This is a genomic window from Pediococcus damnosus (assembly GCF_001437255.1).
Taxonomy (GTDB): domain Bacteria; phylum Bacillota; class Bacilli; order Lactobacillales; family Lactobacillaceae; genus Pediococcus; species Pediococcus damnosus.
Genome location: NZ_JQBD01000007.1, coordinates 1 through 13487 on the forward strand (window position 1 = coordinate 1; position 13487 = coordinate 13487).

16 protein-coding genes and 1 other annotated feature are annotated in these 13487 nt (G+C 37.5%); of the genes, 1 reads left to right on the forward strand and 15 read right to left on the reverse strand.

Features of this window, described 5'->3' with window-relative positions; all coding sequences use genetic code 11:
- Positions 1–355: 355 nt before the first annotated feature.
- The 5 genes from IV84_RS10650 to IV84_RS01590 form a co-directional block, all read right to left on the reverse strand.
- Positions 356–532: a hypothetical protein gene (locus IV84_RS10650; protein WP_226996044.1), complete on the reverse strand. Its 177-nt coding sequence runs from the start codon at positions 530–532 to the stop codon at positions 356–358.
- A gap of 1 nt (position 533) precedes the next feature.
- Positions 534–1226 (reverse strand): NAD(P)H-dependent oxidoreductase, encoded by a 693-nt coding sequence (locus tag IV84_RS01575; RefSeq protein ID WP_046872214.1) that lies wholly within the window; start codon positions 1224–1226, stop codon positions 534–536.
- A gap of 16 nt (positions 1227–1242) precedes the next feature.
- Positions 1243–2364 carry an A/G-specific adenine glycosylase gene (gene mutY / locus IV84_RS01580; protein WP_046872215.1) on the reverse strand — a complete coding sequence of 374 codons (1122 nt, stop codon included), beginning with the start codon at positions 2362–2364 and terminating at the stop codon, positions 1243–1245.
- Positions 2357–2683, reverse strand: coding sequence for a DUF7671 family protein (locus IV84_RS01585; RefSeq protein WP_371861624.1), 327 nt, complete (start codon positions 2681–2683; stop codon positions 2357–2359). Before IV84_RS01585 ends, mutY begins: the two co-directional genes overlap by 8 nt.
- Positions 2684–2801: 118 nt before the next feature.
- Positions 2802–3017, reverse strand: a complete 216-nt coding sequence (locus IV84_RS01590; RefSeq protein ID WP_046872497.1) for a P8 family protein — start codon at positions 3015–3017, stop codon at positions 2802–2804.
- Between the two features lie 561 nt (positions 3018–3578).
- On the opposite strand from IV84_RS01590, the gene IV84_RS01595 reads away from it, so the two are divergent.
- On the forward strand, positions 3579–4802 hold the full coding sequence (locus IV84_RS01595; protein ID WP_046872498.1) for an MFS transporter: 1224 nt from the start codon (positions 3579–3581) through the stop codon (positions 4800–4802).
- 29 nt (positions 4803–4831) lie between these two features.
- Here the strand turns inward: IV84_RS01595 and IV84_RS01600 are convergent, their stop codons facing one another.
- The 10 genes from IV84_RS01600 to IV84_RS11175 all read right to left on the reverse strand — a co-directional run bounded on the left by IV84_RS01600 (position 4832) and on the right by IV84_RS11175 (position 13478).
- On the reverse strand, positions 4832–5599 hold the full coding sequence (locus IV84_RS01600; protein ID WP_056986019.1) for an ABC transporter permease: 768 nt from the start codon (positions 5597–5599) through the stop codon (positions 4832–4834).
- A 1-nt stretch (position 5600) separates the two neighbouring features.
- The gene (locus IV84_RS01605) at positions 5601–6491 is read right to left on the reverse strand and encodes an ABC transporter ATP-binding protein (RefSeq protein ID WP_052694578.1); all 891 of its coding nucleotides are present in this window, start codon (positions 6489–6491) and stop codon (positions 5601–5603) included.
- 163 nt (positions 6492–6654) lie between these two features.
- Complete coding sequence (locus IV84_RS01610) at positions 6655–6888, reverse strand: DUF2922 domain-containing protein (protein ID WP_046872521.1); 234 nt, start codon at positions 6886–6888, stop codon at positions 6655–6657.
- A gap of 60 nt (positions 6889–6948) precedes the next feature.
- On the reverse strand, positions 6949–7155 hold the full coding sequence (locus IV84_RS01615; RefSeq protein ID WP_046872520.1) for a DUF1659 domain-containing protein: 207 nt from the start codon (positions 7153–7155) through the stop codon (positions 6949–6951).
- A 182-nt stretch (positions 7156–7337) separates the two neighbouring features.
- Positions 7338–7496, reverse strand: coding sequence for a hypothetical protein (locus IV84_RS10850; RefSeq protein WP_155387016.1), 159 nt, complete (start codon positions 7494–7496; stop codon positions 7338–7340).
- Positions 7497–7925: 429 nt separating this feature from the next.
- Positions 7926–8759: an energy-coupling factor transporter transmembrane component T family protein gene (locus IV84_RS01620; protein ID WP_046871035.1), complete on the reverse strand. Its 834-nt coding sequence runs from the start codon at positions 8757–8759 to the stop codon at positions 7926–7928.
- Positions 8752–10461 carry an ABC transporter ATP-binding protein gene (locus IV84_RS01625; RefSeq protein WP_046871034.1) on the reverse strand — a complete coding sequence of 570 codons (1710 nt, stop codon included), beginning with the start codon at positions 10459–10461 and terminating at the stop codon, positions 8752–8754. The genes IV84_RS01620 and IV84_RS01625 overlap by 8 nt, the downstream gene beginning before the upstream one ends.
- 4 nt (positions 10462–10465) lie before the next feature.
- A complete protein-coding gene (locus IV84_RS01630) occupies positions 10466–11023 on the reverse strand; it encodes an ECF-type riboflavin transporter substrate-binding protein (protein WP_046871033.1) in 558 nt (185 codons plus the stop codon).
- Between the two features lie 81 nt (positions 11024–11104).
- Positions 11105–11310, reverse strand: a binding site (T-box leader).
- A 137-nt stretch (positions 11311–11447) separates the two neighbouring features.
- Positions 11448–12965 (reverse strand): PTS transporter subunit EIIC, encoded by a 1518-nt coding sequence (locus IV84_RS01635; RefSeq protein ID WP_056986020.1) that lies wholly within the window; start codon positions 12963–12965, stop codon positions 11448–11450.
- 18 nt (positions 12966–12983) lie between these two features.
- Positions 12984–13478, reverse strand: a complete 495-nt coding sequence (locus IV84_RS11175) for a PTS sugar transporter subunit IIA (RefSeq protein ID WP_046871031.1) — start codon at positions 13476–13478, stop codon at positions 12984–12986.
- Between the last annotated feature and the right edge of the window lie 9 nt (positions 13479–13487).

Consider the following 13487-nt stretch of genomic DNA (forward strand, 5'->3'; position numbering starts at 1 on the left):
CATACTTGACTTATCACCACAAGGCTTAAAAATTATTTGTGAACCGCCAAAACTATACAAAAAGAGGATAAAAAAACGCCCGTCGCATCTTTCCTTAGAAAGCACGATGGGCAACTTTTTTATCCTCTTTTTGGTTCGCTAAAAAATTATTAGCTAAAAGGTTAAAGTCGCAGCACCGCGCACTTTAATAATTAAGCTAATAATGACTAAATTGAACAAACTAACTAATTTATGTGTCCGTTGCATGTGACTTCATCTCCTTTGATTTAATAAACTTATTATAGCGAGATAAAATGAGAAGTCAACATATTTTTTAATTTTTCTTTAACTTTACTGTGAAATGGTAAATATTGCTCTACCACTTGCTTGGATTCCACGTTCGCCCGTCAACTTCACCTTGGCTTTGCGTCAAACGTTTTTGCTGCTCCTGCACTAGATCACTCAGGGCTAAGTAAAATGCCCGGTCTTCGTACTGTTTACTTGTTTTTATGAGTTCTTTTAATTGCTTTTCTACCCAATCATTCGTATCCATTTTACTCATCCTCATCATCTTTAATCATTGAAAGTGTCCAGCCTAGCTCCTCTAAGTTCTCCCGATTATCTTGAATCACTCCCAGAATCTGAGCCGTTTTCTGTGAATTAGATGAGCCTTGGACTTCGCTAATCTTTTTCGATAATTGCTGTTCAAACCAAAGCTCCTGCCCATGAAAACTCTCAAAATCTGAATTCGTTATATATTGTTGATAGGAAACCAGTAATCGTTGTTTTGCTTGTTCAGATAGATAGGCAAACTGAAAAATTGGAAAAGGTGGTAAATAGGTCATTTCCCCTTTGTGGGCTAAAGCCTGATAAGGTCGCAATAATTCCGATAATGTAAACTGTTCTTCACCACCAGCTACGAACCCCTTTTGACGATCACCCGTAGAAACCACAATTCCTAATTCTTTTTTTGCGAGAGCGTGGCCTGTTCCATATACAAAGTTCCGGGTTAAAACTTCATCTTCCCACTGTTTCAAAATGGCTGGAGCACTATACCAATACAATGGAAACTGAAAAATAATTCGATCGTTTTCTTGAAGCAAGTCCTGCTCTGCCGTAACATCAAAATGACCTTCATTCAAGACATGCCAAGTCACCGAATCCATTTTTGCCAGACTTGTTTTCAAAAATTTTTGCGTGCCAGAATCCACTAAATTAGGATGTGCCACAATAACTAATGTTTTCACAGAATTTACCTCTTATCTAGAATAATTGAATTTGTCGTTTTTTAAATGCTTGCCATAATTTCTTTTGAACCGTCGGCCAGGCAAGGGTTGCAAATTTTTTAACTGGAACTACTTTACCCGAAAAATGACTAAGATCAAGTTCCTCTTGAAGTTTTGCATATAACAGCGTGACATGCCATTTTTGATGCGTAAACGTATGGTTCACAATTGGCGTATCTATTAATTGAAGTTCAGTCTGAATTTCAGTTTCACTCACAAACTTTTCCTCAACTGCTTTGATAATCGTTGTCGCATTAAGTTCTGGATGTGATTCTTTTAATTGATCAGCATCAACTAACGGAAACAACCATAATTTGGCTAACAGCTCATTACTAGCCCGTTGTTGAAACAAAAATCCACCTGGCGTTTCAATAACTAACGCAAAATATTGTTTATCAACGGGCTTCAGGCGTTTGGAACGGACTGGAAACTCATCCAAACGCCCATCTAAATAAGCCTGATTAAATTTTTTGACTGGGGAATGCTCATTATCTGGATTTTTGGCAGTCATATAACTAGAACCTAGATCCATAATGGCTTGATTAAAGTCACCGGGACGATCTTTCGAAATGATCTTTCGAATGACCTCTTCAAACAAGCTCCGCGATTGAGGTTTTGTAATATCCGCATCAATTTCTAAAAGTTGCGAAAAAACGCGAAATGCATTTCCATCAACCGCTGGCTCCGGTTGATTAAAGGCAATGCTGGCAATGGCTCCCGCCGTATACGGCCCAATTCCAACTAGTTTCTGAAGTTCAGCTTTTGTATGTGGCCACTGACCACCATTATCTGTCAATAATTGCCGCGCCGCTCGTTGCATGTTACGCACCCGAGAATAATACCCGAGGCCTTCCCAAGCCTTTAACAATTGCTCTTCAGGGGCTTGAGCCAGTTTCTCAACCGTTGGAAATGATGCCATAAAGCGTTGATAATACGGAATAACGGTATTAACCTGCGTTTGTTGTAACATGATTTCTGAAACCCAGACATGATAAGGGTCATGATCTTGTCGCCACGGCAAATCACGCCGATTAGCATCGTACCAAGCTAGCAGCGTTGTTTGAAACTCTTTAATTGTCGCGTCTGACCATTCAATCATCCTGTAAATTCCTCACCAATTCCGTACCTGTTTTTAAAAGTGATTCGTTGATCGTTTCTGAAGTAAACCGTTGCAGTGGCGTTACTGAATGACGTTGGTTAAACGACATTTTTTCAGCGGTAATTACGGCAATAAATAGCCTATTCTCGGTCAAAAACACCTGACCTCTTTGCTTAAATTTACCCTTAGTGTGCTTACCCGTTCGCCATGAATGTGGTTTAACATGCCCCATATCATCTAGTTTAAATTTGTAATTACCAGAAGCATCCTTAACCACCGGAATTCCAGTATACCGATAAACATCATATTTGGTTTTCAACTTATTCAATCCTTACTATTCCCATTAATCCAAAATATACACCAATTCTATGTACAAGAAAAGAATTAGCAAGAACTTTACAGTCCTTGCTAACTCTTTTTAGTTGATTTTATTAATCTTACTTAAGAAGCTTTTCAGCCGCAGCCTTCAAGTCGGAATCATTCATATCTTCCCACTTTGCAGCTTGTTCAGATGTTGCATCTGTGTTGTGGCTGTTACTTTCCATGACCTTGTCCCACATTGCGTCTCTCAATGGGGTTGCATCGTCACTCCAGTCAAAAATATCTTTGGTTGCCGTGTCTAAAAGCGCGGTTTTTTCTGCAAAATCTGCCATGTTAAAAACCTCCAATTATATTTTTTGGGTGCCGCACAACAAATCTTCAGCGGCCACCAAGTACCTCATCCGTTTTGTTGAGTTAACTGTCTTCTATTTTCAAATACCCCAACACCCTCGTTATAACACTAAATTTGAAAATATGTTCAGAAAAGCACTTTTAGTTAAAAGTTCACTAAAATTAGTCTCAATTCTAAAATTTTTTAGCCTAAATCAGTTCAATTATTCCTTGTTCTTACTATTCTTATAAAAGCCCTATAATTATTTTCCAATCTTTTTTTAATTTTTTAATTGATTTTTAATTCTCTGCGTTGTACACTATTTTCAACCTAACCATTAATTATTGGTTATGGAAAAATAAAACAAAATCGTTATTTAAAAATCAGAATATATTTTTTAATCATTAACTAGCTATCTGGATTCACGAAAAAAGTGTTCAGTACCTTACTTCAGCCCGAAAACTTGCTTATTAGATACTACTCCCTTTACTTTAAGACTTTTAACCCGAACACAACATCCACTGATAAAAGGGATATCCCCCCTTAGATAGGAGCGATCTTTATGAAAAAAATTAGGCGTGTCATTATAAGTGATTTTTTCGATAGTCTTTCAATAGGTGCTTTCATTACATATGCTTATTGGTACATTTACGAAACTACAAAAAATCAATCCTTAGTTTCAATTCTTGGCACAATTTCAATGGCTGCAATGTTATTATCATTCATCGGAGGCTACATTGTGGATCAACAAAGCAAAGTAAATTTACTTCGCGCAATTATTTTAATTCGTTGTTTACTTGTTGTTATTGGTCTGTTATTACTATATTTATTTCACAGTAATTTAAAAACACTATTTCTTGTTGTGATTGCCAATTCCTTACTTAGCATAGTTTACACACCACTAAGCGAGTCAATTGCACCGGTACTTGTTGAGAATAAAAAAGAGCTTTTCAAAGCAAATTCATGGGTTTCTCTAGCTAACCAACTTGCGTCTGTTAGTTCATCCGGCCTTTCTGTCTTGTTTGTACTGTGGAGAAAGCCGATATGGGCTTTACTTGGGCTTGGCTTATCTGTCTTAATTTCGTATCTCACAATTTTGCATGTTCCAGCAGATGCCGCCCCCATTAAGAAACATAGTCTAAGTTTCAGAGAAACAATGAGCGATTTTAAACATGGCCTGTTACTAATTGTTCATAATCGCCTAATAAGTCTTATGATTCCAATTGCCTTAATTTCCAATTTCTGTTTTTGGTCTATTTGGTTACTCATGCCTAAATATAGTGTTGATATATTTAACCAATACAAGATCGTCTACAATGTTATTGATATTTCATTTACAATTGGCGGCATTTTAGGTGCCGCAGCCTTTTCAAAATATCATGGCCGACTTAAAACTGGAATATTTTATCCTGCACTTCTTGTTGGACAATCAATTATGTTAATCTTGCTTGGGGTTAACGCATGGGTTAAACCGTCAATAATTAATGTCTTTTTTATATCTATTTTGTGGATTGGATATGGAATATTTAACAGTATTTCTTCTGTCCTTTATTTCTCAATAATTCAAATGTCGGCCAGCAATGATACTATTGGCCTCATTATCGGTGCAGTACTAACTATTTTTTCTTTAGCAAATCCGATTGCTGCTGCATTAAGTGCTCCAATATCTAGGCTTTACACACTGCCAACTATTATAGTTATTTTTGGAAGCATTATGTTATTTGCGGCTTTAGTAGTCTTTAGTCCGTACTTTAACAAGGAGTTGGCCAAATATGATAAAAAGTGAGGTGCTTGATTTAATTAACAAACAAGCTTTTAGACCCTTTTCTTTCTAAAAAATAAAAACGACATCACGATAAATATCAATGTATATAAAATATTCCCGTTAATTAATTGGGTTTGAGTCAAATGGGTGGTTGAAAAATAATCTGGATTGGACCACTGATTGGCTATATTTAACATATTAAACGGATTCCACTTTATCAGTGGAATTTTTTTGATCAAAGCACTAATCAAGGCAGACGAAAGTCCTTCGCCAATAAAGATAAAACCAATTCCAACTGCAATCGCAATTGCACTGGAATTCATCAGGCTAGCCATCATAAATACTGAACTAACAATAATCAGCGATCCTAAAAAATCAACCAATGTATTAGTGAACAAATTCTGAAATAATGATGCATGATAAAGATAATTTTGAGAAAAAGATACATTTGTCCCAACGGTTAGATATTTTATAACAATGGTAAAAACCAGCGTAAAAATATGTAATAACACATCATAAAGAAACATTGTTAGTAATTTCGATAGATAAATTTTCATACGATTGTTGGATTCATAGATCAAATGCTTAATCGTTCCATATTGAAATTCCATAGCTACCATCGAAGCACATTCTATGATTAAAATAATCGTTATCCATTGGAACCCAGCATAACCGGCTTCGATATAAAATCGATTATCCGACCCATTTTTGGTTATTATACCGACTACCAACATCGCAAGGAAAAGTACTAACGGCGTAAACTGCACCGTCTTTTTATGACATAGTTTATAAATTTCTTGATTTATTAAAGATGACATATTAGTTGTTCTCACTTTCTATCAATTTTAATAAAGTATCTTCCAGACCATTTTCTTTGTGCTCAAGACCCAATAATCGAATGTCATTGTTAATAATTACAGCTAAAAGTTCATTTAAATTACTCGAACTAATGTTGAACGCTTTTATCATCCCATTTGATTCTTGTGCCTTAAAGCCTTGCTCCAATAGCACTTTCAAAGCCTTATCATTATGATTGGTACTTAGAAATAGCGTACTTTGACTTTGTTGTTCTAACTTGTTTTTCGAAACATTCAAAATCACTTTGCCATTATTGATCATCACAACATCGTCAATAATCTTCTCTAACTCGCTTAAAATATGACTAGAAATCAGAATTGTAATTCCTTGCTTTGCTAGTTTTAAAAGCAAATTTCTGAGTAAATATGTCGAGCTTGGATCAAGTCCATTCATTGGTTCATCTAAAATAATTAGCTGAGGATTATCTAAAAGCGCAATCGCAATGCCTAATTTTTGTTTCATCCCCAATGAATAGTCTTTAGATTTTTTATTAATGAATGACTGCATTTTTAATGCTTGAACAATATCTTCAATACAGTTTTTGTCTTTTGCATACATAACTAGATGTTCAGTTCCAGTTAAAAATGGATAAATTGATGGATTCTCTATTAAGGCTCCGATCCCGACGTTAAGGATATTTGAACTTTTAATATCTGTTCCATTTAAAATAATACTCGCTTTATGGTAAGGGTATAGCCCTAAGATGCACTTCATTATGGTCGTCTTCCCTGCGCCATTTGGACCAATCAGGCCAGTAATATGTCCCTTTCTACAGCTAAAATTAATATCTTTTAATATTTTTCGTTTTCCAATTTTCATATTAAGATGTTTCACTTTTAAAAAGTCATTCAATTATTACTCCCCCTATAAAAGCCCTATAATTTTATGTAATATTAAAAATAAATATCATTTTCCTTTTTCAGGCCTACGTTTAAAATCGTAACACTTAGAGTGAATAATTCAATAATGCAAAAAAAGGTGATAAACGATTTAATAGTCGTTTATCACCTTTTTATTAAGCTTTTACCGCTTTATCATCAAACAACGGTGTATTAATTGTTTCAATATACTTGGCCGCTTGAGGTTGTGCATATAATTCTTCATCATCTTTCACGAATACCTTCAAACCCGCAAGTTGTGTCATTGCCGTTTTAACTGCTGCTGGCTCTAAGTCTTCACTAACATATTTCAACTTAATGTGACGAACCTTACCTAAGCTACTTACAAATTCCATATCTAATTGTTTCATATTTGAGTCCTCCTAAATTTTAGTATACATAGTCGTTAATTGTGCTCGGGATTTCTTGTCTTAGTTATTTACAACTTTTTCTGTAGTGGTAACTGTAGCAAAATCAAATTTGTCTTTTGAAACTGCTTCAAGCACACTGCCAAGCCCTTTGATTTGATCATCAGTGACAGTTTCTGGCATATTGCCGAAACTTCGTTTGAGACCTTCTTCATGACCTTCACCTGACATTGTTACTGAAACAGCAGTCTTTAACCAATTCTTTTCCATTTGTATTCTCCTCCAATTCATTTTAGTAAGTGTCGCGACGGCTTACATCTACTAATAACGTTCGAGAAGTCCAAAAGTACACAAAGATATTAAAAAAAGAATCAGAATATTCTGATTCTCTAGCTTAAACGTTGATAGACTGCCTTACCATACGTTTTTAAAATTCACTTTGATAATATTATTTAGAATAATTTATGTCGAACCTCTTCCAAACTATGAAACGATCCCTTTTCAGCCTTTTTTAACTGAGCTAGAAGTCTCATACCTGCTTCCATGGACTTATCAGGTTGAATTGTCTTTAAAACTTGGTTATCAGTTTTTGTTTTGTTTTCATATTTCATTGCCTAACTTCCCCCTTAAGTGAACTGTACAATATTTATTAGTCATAGTATAGGTGTTTTTTTGATTTTTAGTGAGGAAACCGCCACGCTTTTGACTGCCATTTTCCTCTGAGTCTTAGGCAGCTCGACAAAGCAAAAGTCAAAATATAACCATCCTTCCCGCGGGATTGCGATCCCGCACGCGCCCGTCTTTGCCTGCTACTTTCCGCTGAGTCTTAGGACAGTTCGGTAAAACAAGAGGCTGATCATAAGCACGACTCTCGCGGGATTGCGATCCCACATACGCCCGTCTTTGCCTGCTGCTTTCCGCCGAGTCTTAGGACAGCTCGACAAGTCAAAAAGAGAATCACAAGCGTGACGGATGCGGGATTGCGATCCCGCATCCGTCACGCTTGTGATTCTCTTTTTACCGACTTGTCTCACTCACTTTTACTTAAACGGATTATAAAATCTTCCGCCATTCACCTTAAACAAATAAATACCAACCAGCACCACCAATGCAATCACAATTAATGCCAGAAAGTCATTTCTCTTCATTGGTCTTGCCGCATACCAAGTCCGTTTCTTTAGTTTTCCAAACCGACGCAACTCCATTGCCTGACTAATCGTCTCAATTCGATCCAAGCTCGTAAAGATCAATGGCAACAAGATCTGTCCCGCTACCTTCACACGATGAGTGAGCTTTCCTTTTTTCGAAATCTCATTTCCCCGTGCCTGTTGTGCTCTACTGATTTGCCGATAATCATTTTGCACATCCGGAATATACCGCAATGCCAACGACACCGCATAGCTAATTCGATATGAAATACCAATTCGGTTTAAACTCGAAGAAAATTCACTTGGATTCGTTGTCATCAGAAATATTAACGCCAATGGCACCGTGAAAATATACTTTAAAAACAAGTTAAACTCATAAAAAAGCTGTTCCCACGTTAAATTGTACGGTCCAATTCCTTGCCAAATCACATGTTCCGATCCATACAGATGAACCCCATATTTGGGGCCGAAAATATACACCGCAATCAGATTTAACACAGAAAATACGGTGATAAATCCCAGTATAAATGACACTTCATGAAATTTAATCCCGGAAACTCGAAATAGGGCTAATGAACAAACTGTCAACACTAATAAGAACCGTGTATCAAAACTCGTCATTCCAATCACTGACAATGCAATTAGCCCAATTAGCTTGGTTGTTCCCGTTAAGCGGTCCACAAAGTTATCACGCTGTTTATATCCAATCAAGACGTTGTTATTCATCGCGCTGACCTACCCTTTCTTGATCAATAAAACTAGCAATCAAATCTTCAGGATCGACTTTAACGCGCTGGGCCAGTGTAAATAAACTCGTTTCAACTAACGAGGCTTGTTTTAAAAGATCCAAGTTGGCAAACAACTTCATTGGTTGATCATCATAGGCAATCACGCCATCGTTCAGGACCACCACGCGATCTGAATATTCCATCATCAAATGCATATCATGCGTAATAAAAATTACAGAAATTCCCGTTTTTTGATTTAAATCACGAATAAATGTCAGCATTTCCGTGTAGTGCCGCCAATCTTGTCCAGCAGTGGGTTCATCTAAAATGAGCAGTTCTGGGTTTAAAACTAAAATTGCTGCAATGGTAACCCGCTTTTTCTGTCCGAAACTCAAAGCAGAAATGGGCCAATGACGATACTCAAACAAGCCACAAACCTTCAGCGTTTCAGCCACTCGGGTTTCAATTTCATCAGGCGTAACTTGGCGCAACGTCAGGCCTAAGGCAACTTCTTCAGAAACGGTGTTTTTTGAAATCATCATGTTAGGGTCTTGCAACACATACCCGATATGATCGGCCCGTTCCTTAATTGAATCATCGTCCATCACTTTACCATTCAGCGTTAAGCTCCCTGAACTTTGATGTAGAAATCCAGTAATGATGTTGCTCAGTGTTGTTTTGCCAACGCCATTTCTACCCACCAAACTAACCATTTCACCTGGTTGAATACTCAAATTTAGTTTATTAAGGACTTGCTTCGAATCATAGCTAAAAGAAATATCTTTAGCCTTTAAAACAGGTTCTTGGTCCGTCGCAAGGGTTTGACTATGATGCGGTTGCACCCACTTTTTTACAGCTGCCACAGTGTTTTCGGTTAACGCGACATCATTAACATTATCGACATGCGCAACCTGTTTCAAGTCAACTCCTGCATATTTCAGGGCCGACAAATAAAGCGGCTCCCGTAAACCGAGCTTTGCTAAAATACCGCTTTTTAAAATAGTGTCCGGCGTATCGTTTGCAACAATCTCGCCTTCATCAACCAAAATAATGCGATCAACTGACTTATAAAGTACATCTTCAATTCGATGTTCAATAATTACGGTTGTTGTATCGCCCTTTTTTTGCATCTCATCGATTAATTCAATGGATTCACGACCGGCAACGGGATCAAGGCTCGCTAATGGCTCATCAAATAAAAGAATTTTACCTTCATCCACTAAAACACCGGCCATCGCTACCCGTTGTTTTTGACCACCCGAAATTTCTTGAGGGTGATTATTAATGATTTCAGAAATTCCTAATTGTTTGGCCCACTCGCTGGCCTTCTGTTTCAAAACTGACTGCTTTTCGCCATCATTTTCTAGGGCAAACGCAATATCTTCAGCTACCGTGAGCCCAACAAACTGGGTATCTGGATCTTGTAAAACAGTCCCAACCTTCAAAGACAGATCAAATATAGTTTGATCTGTCACTGATTGGCCATTAATTAAAATTTTACCGCTTAATTTTCCCGGATAAGCTGACGGAATCAAACCATTCATTAAACGACTTATCGTGGTCTTTCCTGATCCAGAAGGTCCCGCAATCAGCACCTTTTCACCAGCATAGATATCAAAATTTAAATGATTCAACGTTGGTTCTGACTGGCTTTGATACTGAAAACTGACATCCTGAAAGCTAATAATTGGGTTATTCATAAATTTATGACTCTTTCTTTAAACTGCCTTTCTTGGAACGGGTTCGGGCATAAGCCACCAATAAAATTGTCCCCAAAATTCCGACTGAAAGTGCATTGCAAATAACTGACGTGATTCCTTGTAAATAAACTTTGGAAGCTGGTTCTGAGTATACCAAAACGTCGCCAGTTGGTGCAATAATTCCCCAGACCAACACACTGATAATAATTTGATAGACATTGAAGATAACTAACTTATGTTTGGTCAAACCACCGTTTTCAATATTCAAATATTTTTTGGTTAGGCCAAATAAAATTCCGTAAATACCATCGGCAACGATCCATGTCCACCAAGGCTCGCCCCAGGTTAAATCGTTAAACATATGGCCTAGAAAAGCGATCAATCCACCCGCTACTGGTCCGAAAATAGAGCCCATTAATGCCAGAAATCCATATGCTAAATTAATATTTGTATCTGGAACTCCCGTTGGAATTGGAATATAACGCATTAACACAAAGAAAATTGCCGTTCCAATTCCAATTGCCACTACTGTTCTGACTGATATACCTTGTTTTTTATGCATAAATCTCTTTCCTCTCCTATGCCAATATATTTTAAAATTTATTACCCAAAATTAAAAACGCCCTCTACTTCAAAACTTGAAGTAAAGGACGTTTGACCGCGGTGCCACCTTTATTGAACGCAAAAACGTTCATCTCAACTCATAAGGGCTCGACACCCGCAGCTTAAAATTTTCATTTAACTGCAATGCTCCCAGACCATCTTCAGCAAAAACTTTCCGCTAGATTTCAGCATCCCTAGCTCTCTATAATTCAGTATTTTGCTTACTCATCTGTTCACAGCATTTTTTAATATTCTGAATAGATTGATAATACCCCAAAACAAACCTTTAAACAAGCCCTCTTTCTGAAAAAAGTTAAATTTTCAGAAAACAAAAAAAGAATCATCCATTTTCCATAGATGATTCGCTGTTTTGCATTTTAATTTTAAGCATCTTTACCAATGGTTTTACGACGAACAACTTTCTTTTCAGCAGCAACATCTGCATCCTTAAATCCAAATGCCCATGTGCAACCAAACGCAACAACTAAGGTAACAGCCGTCGCAATCCAGAAATTGATTTCGTTACTCATGCCGCCACCAAATTTGGCAGGTGTAAAGAATGATGGAAATCCAATAATTGAACCGGTAAATCCATACATATTTACGTTCAGCAGACCGGATACTAATCCACCGGCTGCAGCACCAATGCTGGCCGTCAAGAAGGCCCGACCGTACTTCAAGTTAATTCCGTAAATAGATGGTTCTGTAATTCCAACAAAGGCTGAAATTGCAGCAGCTCCTGAAAGCTCTTTAATGGAAGCAATTTTTGATTTGAGGAAAATAGCTAATACGGCAGCACCTTGAGCTACCATTGTTATTGAAACAATTGCATTTAAGTAACTATATCCTTTAGATGCAATATCATTCGCAATCAACGGTACAATTGCCCAGTGCAATCCAAAGATAACCAAGCTTTGATAGAATCCTCCAATGATTAATCCGGCGATTGGATAATTGAATTTCAGAATTGCATCTAACAACCATGAAATTCCTGTACTTACTAAAGTAATCGCAGGACCTACAAAAATGATGATAATTGCAGAAACAATAATAACTTCAAACAAAGGTACAAAAATCATTTGAAGAATTTGCGGAATCCATTTCTTTAACCAGATTTCAATGTAGTGAGCCATCCAAGCGCCCGCAATGATTGGAAAAATACTATACGTGTAATTTACCATGTGAATTGGTAATCCAAACAAATTTGTGTTTAATGCCATTCCCAAAAAAGTACCCGTTGTTTTCGTTCCGGTAGCAATTGAGAATAATGAAGGATAAACTAACACACCGCCAATAATTGCCATAATCACTGGATCAGACTTAAGTCGTTTTGCGGCTGTAAATCCAACAATGATTGGTAGGAAGTAAAAGGCCGAATCGCCCATCGCTGAAATAATAATATAGGTTTGTGAAGTTGGCACTGTCCAGTGAAAATCCACTGCCATCTGCAATAGACCTTTGAGAATACCACTAGCAGCCAATAACCCAACAACTGGCATCATGGAGCCTGTAATAACGCCAATTAAAGCATTAAACCCATCTTTTATTTTTTGGCCAAAGCTTCTGTTATCAGGTTCTTTAGCCGACCCAGCAGCTGCTTTTGTTTCTTGCACAGCCGCCTCAGTAGCATCAGGATCTGCGAATTCTTGCCCCAATTGAGCGATCACTGCATCATATACATCAGTGACTGCCGCCCCAATCACAACTTGATACTGCCCTTGTGCATGCCGAACATCGATAACGCCATCTAGATTTTTGATGACATCATCTTTAGCAATGCTTTCATCTTTTAAATAAAAACGTAGTCGCGTAATACAGTGAATTAAACTCTTTACATTTTCCTTACCACCAATATTTTCAATAATATCGGATGCAAGTTTGGTATAATCTTTTTTTGCCATTTTAAATACCCCCTCATATCATGCTTTAACGGTTACCATACCGATTTTTGCTTTGGCTGTAGTTTCACCAGTTGTCACATCCAAATGATCCAATTTATCAGCCGAATTCGTAAAGACAACAATAATGACATCGTCCAGATTCGCATCATGAATTTGATCCAAATCAATGGTGGCAATGGCGTCGCCGCCATTGACAATGTCACCAGGCTTAACACTGACAGTAAATGGTGCTCCTTTTAAATCAACGGTATCAACACCCATATGGATTAAAACTTCTAGGCCGTTAGCCATCGTAAACCCCAGTGCATGTTTTGTACCGGCGACCATCGTGACGGCGCCAGCCACTGGACTAACAATCTTGCCATCACTAGGTTTAACTCCTAGACCTTCCCCCATTGCCTTTTGAGCAAATACCGGATCACTGACTTTGCTCAAATCAATCACCTGGCCAGTTACCGGCGCATAAATAGCATTATCAGTGGCTACTTTTTTTCTTTTCCCGAATCCAAACATTTGTATTGC

Bases quoted from the DNA above. Each gene is read 5' to 3' on its own strand.
- IV84_RS11175 (WP_046871031.1), bottom strand. From the start codon at position 13,478: ATGTTTGGATTCGGGAAAAGAAAAAAAGTAGCCACTGATAATGCTATT.
- IV84_RS01625 (WP_046871034.1), bottom strand. From the start codon at position 10,461: ATGAATAACCCAATTATTAGCTTTCAGGATGTCAGTTTTCAGTATCAA.
- IV84_RS01600 (WP_056986019.1), bottom strand. From the start codon at position 5,599: ATGTCATCTTTAATAAATCAAGAAATTTATAAACTATGTCATAAAAAG.
- IV84_RS01595 (WP_046872498.1), top strand. From the start codon at position 3,579: ATGAAAAAAATTAGGCGTGTCATTATAAGTGATTTTTTCGATAGTCTT.
- IV84_RS01635 (WP_056986020.1), bottom strand. From the start codon at position 12,965: ATGGCAAAAAAAGATTATACCAAACTTGCATCCGATATTATTGAAAAT.
- IV84_RS01590 (WP_046872497.1), bottom strand. From the start codon at position 3,017: ATGGCAGATTTTGCAGAAAAAACCGCGCTTTTAGACACGGCAACCAAA.
- IV84_RS10650 (WP_226996044.1), bottom strand. From the start codon at position 532: ATGGATACGAATGATTGGGTAGAAAAGCAATTAAAAGAACTCATAAAA.
- IV84_RS01620 (WP_046871035.1), bottom strand. From the start codon at position 8,759: ATGAATAACAACGTCTTGATTGGATATAAACAGCGTGATAACTTTGTG.
- IV84_RS01630 (WP_046871033.1), bottom strand. From the start codon at position 11,023: ATGCATAAAAAACAAGGTATATCAGTCAGAACAGTAGTGGCAATTGGA.
- IV84_RS01610 (WP_046872521.1), bottom strand. From the start codon at position 6,888: ATGAAACAATTAGATATGGAATTTGTAAGTAGCTTAGGTAAGGTTCGT.
- IV84_RS10850 (WP_155387016.1), bottom strand. From the start codon at position 7,496: ATGAAATATGAAAACAAAACAAAAACTGATAACCAAGTTTTAAAGACA.
- mutY (WP_046872215.1), bottom strand. From the start codon at position 2,364: ATGATTGAATGGTCAGACGCGACAATTAAAGAGTTTCAAACAACGCTG.
- IV84_RS01615 (WP_046872520.1), bottom strand. From the start codon at position 7,155: ATGGAAAAGAATTGGTTAAAGACTGCTGTTTCAGTAACAATGTCAGGT.